The organism is Carboxylicivirga sp., from assembly GCF_982718395.1.
Window position 1 is genome coordinate 45,808 of record NZ_CEXQWX010000023.1, and the last position, 7,531, is coordinate 53,338.

Below are 7,531 nucleotides of genomic sequence, written 5' to 3' on the forward strand. Positions count from 1 at the left end.
AATACGTACCGGAAACTCACATATAATTCAATTATAAGACAGCATTGACCAAATCATTGAATGTACAAGATTACTTCATCTGATTTAAATTAGGTTGAATTCGTAATGATAGATCAGCAATATAGTATCTTTAATCATCCGCATCCAACCTGCACACTGGCTTTAAACATTTCACCACATAATATGAAAATGAATGGAAACAATAATTGGCACAACACCACAGGACATTAGATCAAATGCCTGCTGTAAATTATTATAACGATCACTCCTTCCCCGTATTAGATCAGGCTTTATCCAAGAGTAACCACACCGGAGCAATTATCTCGTTTAGCTCCTGTTACACTCTTTAAACAATTGACTTCTCCTCTAAGCCGGAGCACACCAAGTAATGCAAATACAAGCGCTTCTTTAAAGTCAATTAATGTATTATCGGGAATAACTACACTGGATTTCAGTTTACTTTTAAGCAACTGCATTAAAAATTTGTTATAAACGCCTCCTCCGGTAAAGAGTATCTTTCCCTTTTGTATATATTGGTTTAGATCACTTGCAATCGCATCAGAGAAATGCTCATAGCATGTACGAAGTATATCATTAAGAGTACTGTTTTTATAAGTATGTACTATTGGCCAAAAATCCTTTTCAACCCATTCCTGTGCCAGAGATTTGGGGGCTTTTTCTCTATAATATATTAAGCTATTCAACTGTGACAATAATTCGGGTATCACATTGCCCTGCTGACCTAGTTTGCCATTTTTATCCATTGCCAATCCTATTTTACTCACAAGACGGTTGATAACAAAATTAACCGGGCAAACATCCCAGGCAATTCTCTGGTTATTCTTCTGACACGACACATTAGCAAAACCTCCGATATTAACGCATGCTTCGTAATCTGAGAATAGCAAACTATCACCAATTGGTACCAGAGGAGCCCCTTGCCCACCAAGACATACATCCAGACTTCTGAAATCAGAAACCGTTGTAATGCCCGTTCTGGCCGCAATAATATTTGGATCACCTAACTGAAAATTAAAACCATTCTCTGGTTCATGAAAAACTGTATGTCCATGAGATGCAATTAAATCCGGCTTCTCTTTTACCGGATCGAGGAATTCATTGATCTGCTCAACGACCCATTCTCCATAGCGTCGATTCAGTTTAAGCAATTGCTTTGCTCCTGATAGTGGAGCATTTAGCAAGCTTTGACGCCAATGATCTGAATAGCTTATAGTTGTACTATTCAATATCTGATATTGCCAACCTAAATCGGATTTTTCCAATTGACACAATATAATATCAAGTCCATCCAAGGAGGTACCTGACATCAATCCCACACAACAATACGAATTCTTTATTTGTTTAAACATGGCATATTTATCTTCCAAAACTTTAAATTAGTGAAGATATTTATTTTCAATATCCCTTTATTCAACAAAATTCTAAAATTATGCCCGACATTTCGACTACTTATCTTGGACTACAATTAAAAAGTCCCATAATTGCAGCCAGTTCCGGATTAACCAACTCGTTGGAAGACATTAAGAAAATTGAAAAAGCCGGAGCCGGAGCTGTTATTCTTAAATCACTATTCGAAGAGGAAATTGTAACGGAAATGGAGCGTGAACTGCATCGCATGCACTCGCAAAATTACCTTTATCCAGAAACAATGGATTATTACGATACCTTCGATGTAGAAGGAACACTAACTGACTACTTAAAACTGATTAACGATTGCAAAAAAGAGGTTGGTATACCTGTTATTGCCAGCATCAATTGTATTACTGCTCATAACTGGCCATCATATGCCCGCACTTTGCAGGATGCCGGAGCTGATGCCATTGAGCTTAATATCTTTACCTTACCATCGGATACAGATCGTAAAGGAGAAGATAATGAGCAGGTATATTTTGATGTGATCGATGCAGTACTAAAAGAAGTTAACATTCCAGTATCGATTAAAATCAGTCATTATTTCTCCAATTTGGCAGATATCATCACACGCCTGTCCAAATCTGGCATTGCCGGTTTAGTCCTTTTCAATCGTTTTTACTCACCTGATATTGATGTGGATAACCTCGAAGTAATCCCTACTCACGTTTTCAGCAAGGAATATGAATATACCATGCCATTACGCTGGATCGCCATCACATCAAGTCGTACAGAATGTGATTTGGCAGCCACAACTGGTATCCATGAGTCACGTACCATCCTGAAGATGATATTGGCAGGGGCAAACGTGGTACAGCTTGCAAGTACACTATATCAAAACGGTATTGAAACCATAGAGCGCTATAATCACGAAATTGATAAGTGGATGACTAAACAAAATTTCAATAACCTGGATGATTTCAGAGGCATGTTAAGTCAATCAAAAGCCGTTAATCCAGCGGGATACCTGAGAGTGCAATTTATGAAACAGTTTAGCGAGAAGTAAAGCGAAATAAGAACTCTAAAAAGCTAAGGATCGCTTCATTTATTTGGAGCGATCCTTTTTGCAATTGGCCAAATTAAGGATACGATCTTTTTTGCATGCTTTATCCTTAACTCAATAAATAATCCTTTCCTCTATTGATTAAACTTCCACTTTAGAAACAAATCCACATTTCGCCTTATCTTTGTGTACCAAACATTATTTAGATGGATTTTGACGATTATTATATGTCAGATCCTTTGGAAGAGAATGTAGATTACTACATGGATCCCAGAGGATTTAGAGTGATGACAGAGAAATATTTAAAAGAACGCGGCTACTGTTGTGGTAATGGTTGCAGGCATTGCCCCTATTTCCCACTGCACCAAAAAGGGAACCGCGAACTAAAAGAATAAAATAAAACATGATATATGGCTAATAAGGATTTACGAATTGTATTTATGGGTACGCCCGACTTTGCTGTAGAGAGTCTGAAAGCCCTTGTGGAAAATCAAAATAATGTTGTTGGTGTAGTAACAGCACCTGACAGGCCTGCCGGTCGTGGTCAGAAACTAAAACAATCACCGGTAAAAGAATATGCTCTATCAGTGAATATACCAGTGCTACAACCCGAAAAACTGAAGAATCCTGATTTTTTGAAAGAATTAGAAGATTTGAAAGCCGATCTTCAAATTATTGTTGCATTTAGAATGCTACCCGAAGCAGTATGGAATATGCCTCCGTTCGGCTCGTTTAATTTGCATGGCTCTTTATTGCCTCAATACCGCGGGGCAGCACCTATCAACTGGGCTGTAATTAATGGCGACAAAAAAACCGGTGTCACCACATTCTTTTTGAAGCACGAGATAGATACAGGTAATATCATTTATCAATCGGAACTACCAATTACAGATGAAGATACTGCGGGAACTGTACATGATAAGATGATGAAATTGGGAGCGGGATTGGTTTTGAAGACAGTCACCGACATTGCTGATGATAAAGTAAAAGCCACTCCGCAGGATGAATTTGCCGATACCAGTCAATTAAATCCGGCACCAAAAATCTTTAAAGATGACTGTCGAATCAATTGGAGCAATGATACAGAAATGATTCGCAATCATATCCGCGGTTTATCACCATATCCAACGGCCTGGACCGAATTCAAAATGAAGAATGGAAAATCACTTAGTGTCAAAGTTTTTTATGCTATAGCCGATCATTCAGAGAAATTGATGCCAGGTACTATTGCATCTGATAATAAGAGCTTTTTACTGATTGGTACTGGAGATGGTTCCCTTAAGATTGAAGAGTTGCAGATCGCTGGTAAAAAACGCATGACAACATCAGACTTATTGCGCGGTTTTGATACTGAGCAAATTGAAGGTGTTGTATAAATTGGGAATAGATATTAAAAGGCCTCATTTGCACGAATGAGGCCTTCTTAATGTCTTTATTTCTTCTTCCGCCTTAGATTCAGCTTATCGCCAGCTTTCACTTTGGCACCCTCATTTAGCTTATTAAATCGTAAGAGTTTACTCAACTTAATACCATATTTGTGTGATATGTAATGTAAGGTTTCTCCTTCTTTTACCACATGGTATTCATGACTTCTGTGTGCTTTACCCTTTTTGCCCTGTATATAAATATATCGGTAAGCTTGAATATTATCGCCTTTAGACAAATCGTTGTATTTATATAATTCCCAAGGACGTAATCCAAACTCTTCAGATACAGATTCGAAGGTATCACCTTCTTCAACCCGGATATACTTCACTCCATTGTTATAATCAATCACATGTGTGTTGTAGGTCGTGATTACAAAATTATCATCTCCTTGCTTGGATGGTGGTTTCTTCCAGGCTTTGTTTTCATCCAACAGATAGAGTTTATGTTTTTCTATAATATCAATAAGTCGATGTGCATATTTCGGATCGGTGGCATAACCGGCTTTCTTCAATCCTTTGGCCCAACCTTTATAATCCGTTGTTTTTAAATTAAACAAACTGGCGTAGCGTTTTTTATCAACTAAAAACTCTGAATGATCAATATACGATTCATACACGGTTTTGTATTTTCTAAAACATTCGCCTTTGGCATCATCGTCATGATATACACGCTTCCCTTTCCAATCGCTATGACATTTAATACCAAAGTGATTATTGGATTTTCGTGCCAGCGTGCTGTTTCCACTTCCCGATTCCAGAATACCTTGCGCCATTGTAATACTCGCCGGTATCCCAACACGTTTCATTTCTTTAATGGCTAAATCTTTGTATTGCTCAATGTATTCGGGAGTAGTTGTTTTGCGGTACGATTGCCCGTTGATACTGCTTGTAAAGCTCCAGGCAAAAAGAGATATTGTTATTAGAATATACTTCATTGCTTATAATTTATGTGCATGACAGAGGCAAAGATAAAATTTATCAACTTTTGTCAGAACATGAGTCCAATTTAATAAACGATCAATTAAGTGAATAAGTATTAAAAGCTAATAAATTGATCAAACGTTTTTAATACATCTGAATCAATTAGCTTTCTGTCTCCAAACTTAAACAACTTGTGCTAGTTGTTCTCCGATTGAATGAGATCAATCTAACTCAATCAGCCAATCACCTGGTTTCTTGAAGCCACTTTCTATAATTTTTATAGGTCATTCTGCCTTTTTCTTACATCGTTCTGCGAAAAAGACAGAACTTTCTGGAAAGAACGTAGATCTTTCCAGACAAAAACCTGATGGTTTTGCAATTTTCATAGAACTTTCTTAAAAAAAGGCAGAACACTGTATAAAAATTAAAGACGAAAGAGGGAAAATTATAGAAAGAGGGAACCTTTATCTACAACGAGGACGATAAATCATACATTATCAACCAATAAACGAACACAACAAAGGCTATTCGTTAAAGAAAGGTTAAAGTGTGCATGAATACATTTGCTTAAAGGAGAATAGACCACCGACTTACTTACTAATTTTTTATCTTTGCCCGAACGGTTTGTTTTACTGTTGATTTTAATACATATAAAAGTCACAATGCTTTACAATTCAACAATAAATTGTTGCAAGTGAAAAGCTCAACAAAGCATCCGAATAGAATTAATAACAAATTAAATGTCCACCAATTTTAACTGGACATTACCAGCCTGCATAATCAGGCGTGTGACACTAAAAAAATAAATAAAACACATGAAACGAACATGTAAATTTTAATCTTAAAAATTACACACTGGGTGATGATTAAAATTTCTTGAGAGTTCCATGTGACAATTAAAATGCAAATTATATACACATGAAAATAGCACTTGTCGGTTACGGGAAAATGGGGCAGGAGATTGAGAAAATTGCTCTTGACCGCGGACACGAAATAGTTAGCAAAATTGACATTTCAAGTAACGATTCCTTTAACGATGATCAATTTAAATCGGCCGATGTGGCCATTGAATTTACACGCCCTGAGGCAGCTTATGACAATTACCTGAAGTGTTTCGAATCAAACATTCCGGTTGTTTCGGGTACCACCGGCTGGTTAAATAAATGGGAGGATATCAAAGAGCGATGCCAAAATGGTCAACAAACCTTCTTCTATGCTTCTAACTTTAGTTTAGGCGTCAACATCTTCTTTGAACTAAACAAGCAGCTGGCTCGCATCATGAATAAAATGAACGAGTACAATGTATCAATGGAAGAAGTGCACCACACACAAAAGCTGGATGCTCCAAGCGGTACAGCCATTACCCTGGCTGAAGACTTAATCGAAAACATTGATGCCAAAACAAATTGGAAACTCAACAAAGAAGAGAATGATGGCGATGTGGCCATAAAAGCTATTCGTGAAGGACAAGTACCAGGCATCCACACTATTAAATACGATTCAGCAGTTGACGAAATTATTATTCACCACAGTGCCAAATCACGAAAAGGGTTTGCCCTTGGTGCTGTATTGGCTGCTGAGTTTGCTGCTAAAAACAAGGGCTTCTTAAGCATGAACGACTTATTAAACTTCTAAGCTAAATCTTACTCTAATGCAAAATGTATCAAAATTAAGATGGATTAAACTGGGTATTGCCAGCATCGTTTTCTTCCTATGGGTTATATGGGTTGGTAATTATTGGTTACTATTGTTATATCCACTTTTATTCGATAGTTATATCACAAAAAAAATTCCTTGGGATTTTTGGAAGAAAACCAAAGATGGTAAAAAGCCAAGTGCCGTTGTTGAATGGACCGATGCATTGGTTTTCGCCCTGATCGCGGTTTATATGATCAATATTTTTCTGTTTCAGAATTATAAGATTCCAACCAGCTCATTGGAGAAATCATTGATGGTTGGTGATCACTTGTTCGTAAGTAAAGTAAGTTACGGTCCTCGCATGCCTAATACACCAATTGCTTTTCCATTGGTTCAGAATACTTTCCCTATCACCAACAGCAAGTCTTATACGGATTGGCCTCATTGGGATTACAAGCGATTAAAAGGTTTTGGTAAGGTTAAGCGCGATGATATTGTTGTATTTAACTTTCCGGCTGGTGATACCGTTCCGTTCCTAAGCAATAATCCGTCATACTTTGAGCAGTGTTTGCAAAAGGGGGCATTTATGTACTCCCAAGATCGATCGTTACAGCGTTCAACGCCGTTTAACTCGGACTGGGAACGCAATCAATACTTGATGGGCATTGGTAGCAAAATTATTAAAGATGATCCTCGTACCTATGGAGAAGTACTGGCACGTCCGGTCGATCGTCGCGACAACTATGTGAAGCGTTGTGTGGCACTTCCAGGTGATGTTTTTGAGATCCGCAGCAATCAAATTTTTATTAACGGTAAAGCGGTTACAAACCCTGAAAATATTCAGCACCTTTATCATGTTCAGACCGATGGTACCACTTTGAATTCTCGTTTCTTTGAAAAACTTGAGATTTCGAAAGCCGATCAGGAGAGTATAGGTTCTGCACCTAACTATATTTTAAATCTGACCGAAGGAATGGCTGAAAAGGTGAAAACTATGCCATTTGTAAAATTAGTTAAGATGGTTGAGTCGAAACCAAATGGTTCAGGTTTTAATGTATTCCCGTACAGTAGTGATTATAACTGGAGTCGTGATAATTTTGGTCCGCTTAAA

General features: G+C 37.5%; 7 protein-coding genes. 5 read left to right on the forward strand and 2 right to left on the reverse strand.

Annotation, left to right across the window (positions count from 1 at the left end):
• Positions 1-290 precede the first annotated feature (290 nt).
• Positions 291-1,388: an anhydro-N-acetylmuramic acid kinase gene (locus AC4MRQ_RS06760; RefSeq protein WP_491196898.1), complete on the reverse strand. Its 1,098-nt coding sequence runs from the start codon at positions 1,386-1,388 to the stop codon at positions 291-293.
• A 62-nt stretch (positions 1,389-1,450) separates the two neighbouring features.
• Here AC4MRQ_RS06760 and AC4MRQ_RS06765 point away from each other — a divergent pair, with 62 nt between their 5' ends.
• From AC4MRQ_RS06765 to fmt, 3 genes are all read left to right on the forward strand, one after another.
• Positions 1,451-2,437, forward strand: coding sequence for a dihydroorotate dehydrogenase-like protein (locus AC4MRQ_RS06765; RefSeq protein WP_491196899.1), 987 nt, complete (start codon positions 1,451-1,453; stop codon positions 2,435-2,437).
• A 203-nt stretch (positions 2,438-2,640) separates the two neighbouring features.
• Positions 2,641-2,829 (forward strand): C1orf53 family protein, encoded by a 189-nt coding sequence (locus tag AC4MRQ_RS06770; protein WP_491196900.1) that lies wholly within the window; start codon positions 2,641-2,643, stop codon positions 2,827-2,829.
• A gap of 15 nt (positions 2,830-2,844) precedes the next feature.
• The gene (fmt, locus tag AC4MRQ_RS06775; RefSeq protein ID WP_491196901.1) at positions 2,845-3,810 is read left to right on the forward strand and encodes a methionyl-tRNA formyltransferase; all 966 of its coding nucleotides are present in this window, start codon (positions 2,845-2,847) and stop codon (positions 3,808-3,810) included.
• A 56-nt stretch (positions 3,811-3,866) separates the two neighbouring features.
• On the opposite strand, the gene AC4MRQ_RS06780 is transcribed toward fmt, so the two are convergent.
• Positions 3,867-4,796, reverse strand: coding sequence for a glucosaminidase domain-containing protein (locus AC4MRQ_RS06780; protein WP_491196902.1), 930 nt, complete (start codon positions 4,794-4,796; stop codon positions 3,867-3,869).
• 904 nt (positions 4,797-5,700) lie between these two features.
• Between AC4MRQ_RS06780 and dapB the strand changes: the two genes are divergently transcribed.
• Both dapB and AC4MRQ_RS06790 read left to right on the forward strand, forming a co-directional pair.
• On the forward strand, positions 5,701-6,417 hold the full coding sequence (gene dapB, locus AC4MRQ_RS06785; RefSeq protein WP_491196903.1) for a 4-hydroxy-tetrahydrodipicolinate reductase: 717 nt from the start codon (positions 5,701-5,703) through the stop codon (positions 6,415-6,417).
• A gap of 16 nt (positions 6,418-6,433) precedes the next feature.
• Positions 6,434-7,531, forward strand: a 1,098-nt coding sequence (locus tag AC4MRQ_RS06790) for a S26 family signal peptidase (RefSeq protein WP_491196904.1), incomplete at its 3' end; no start/stop codon positions are given.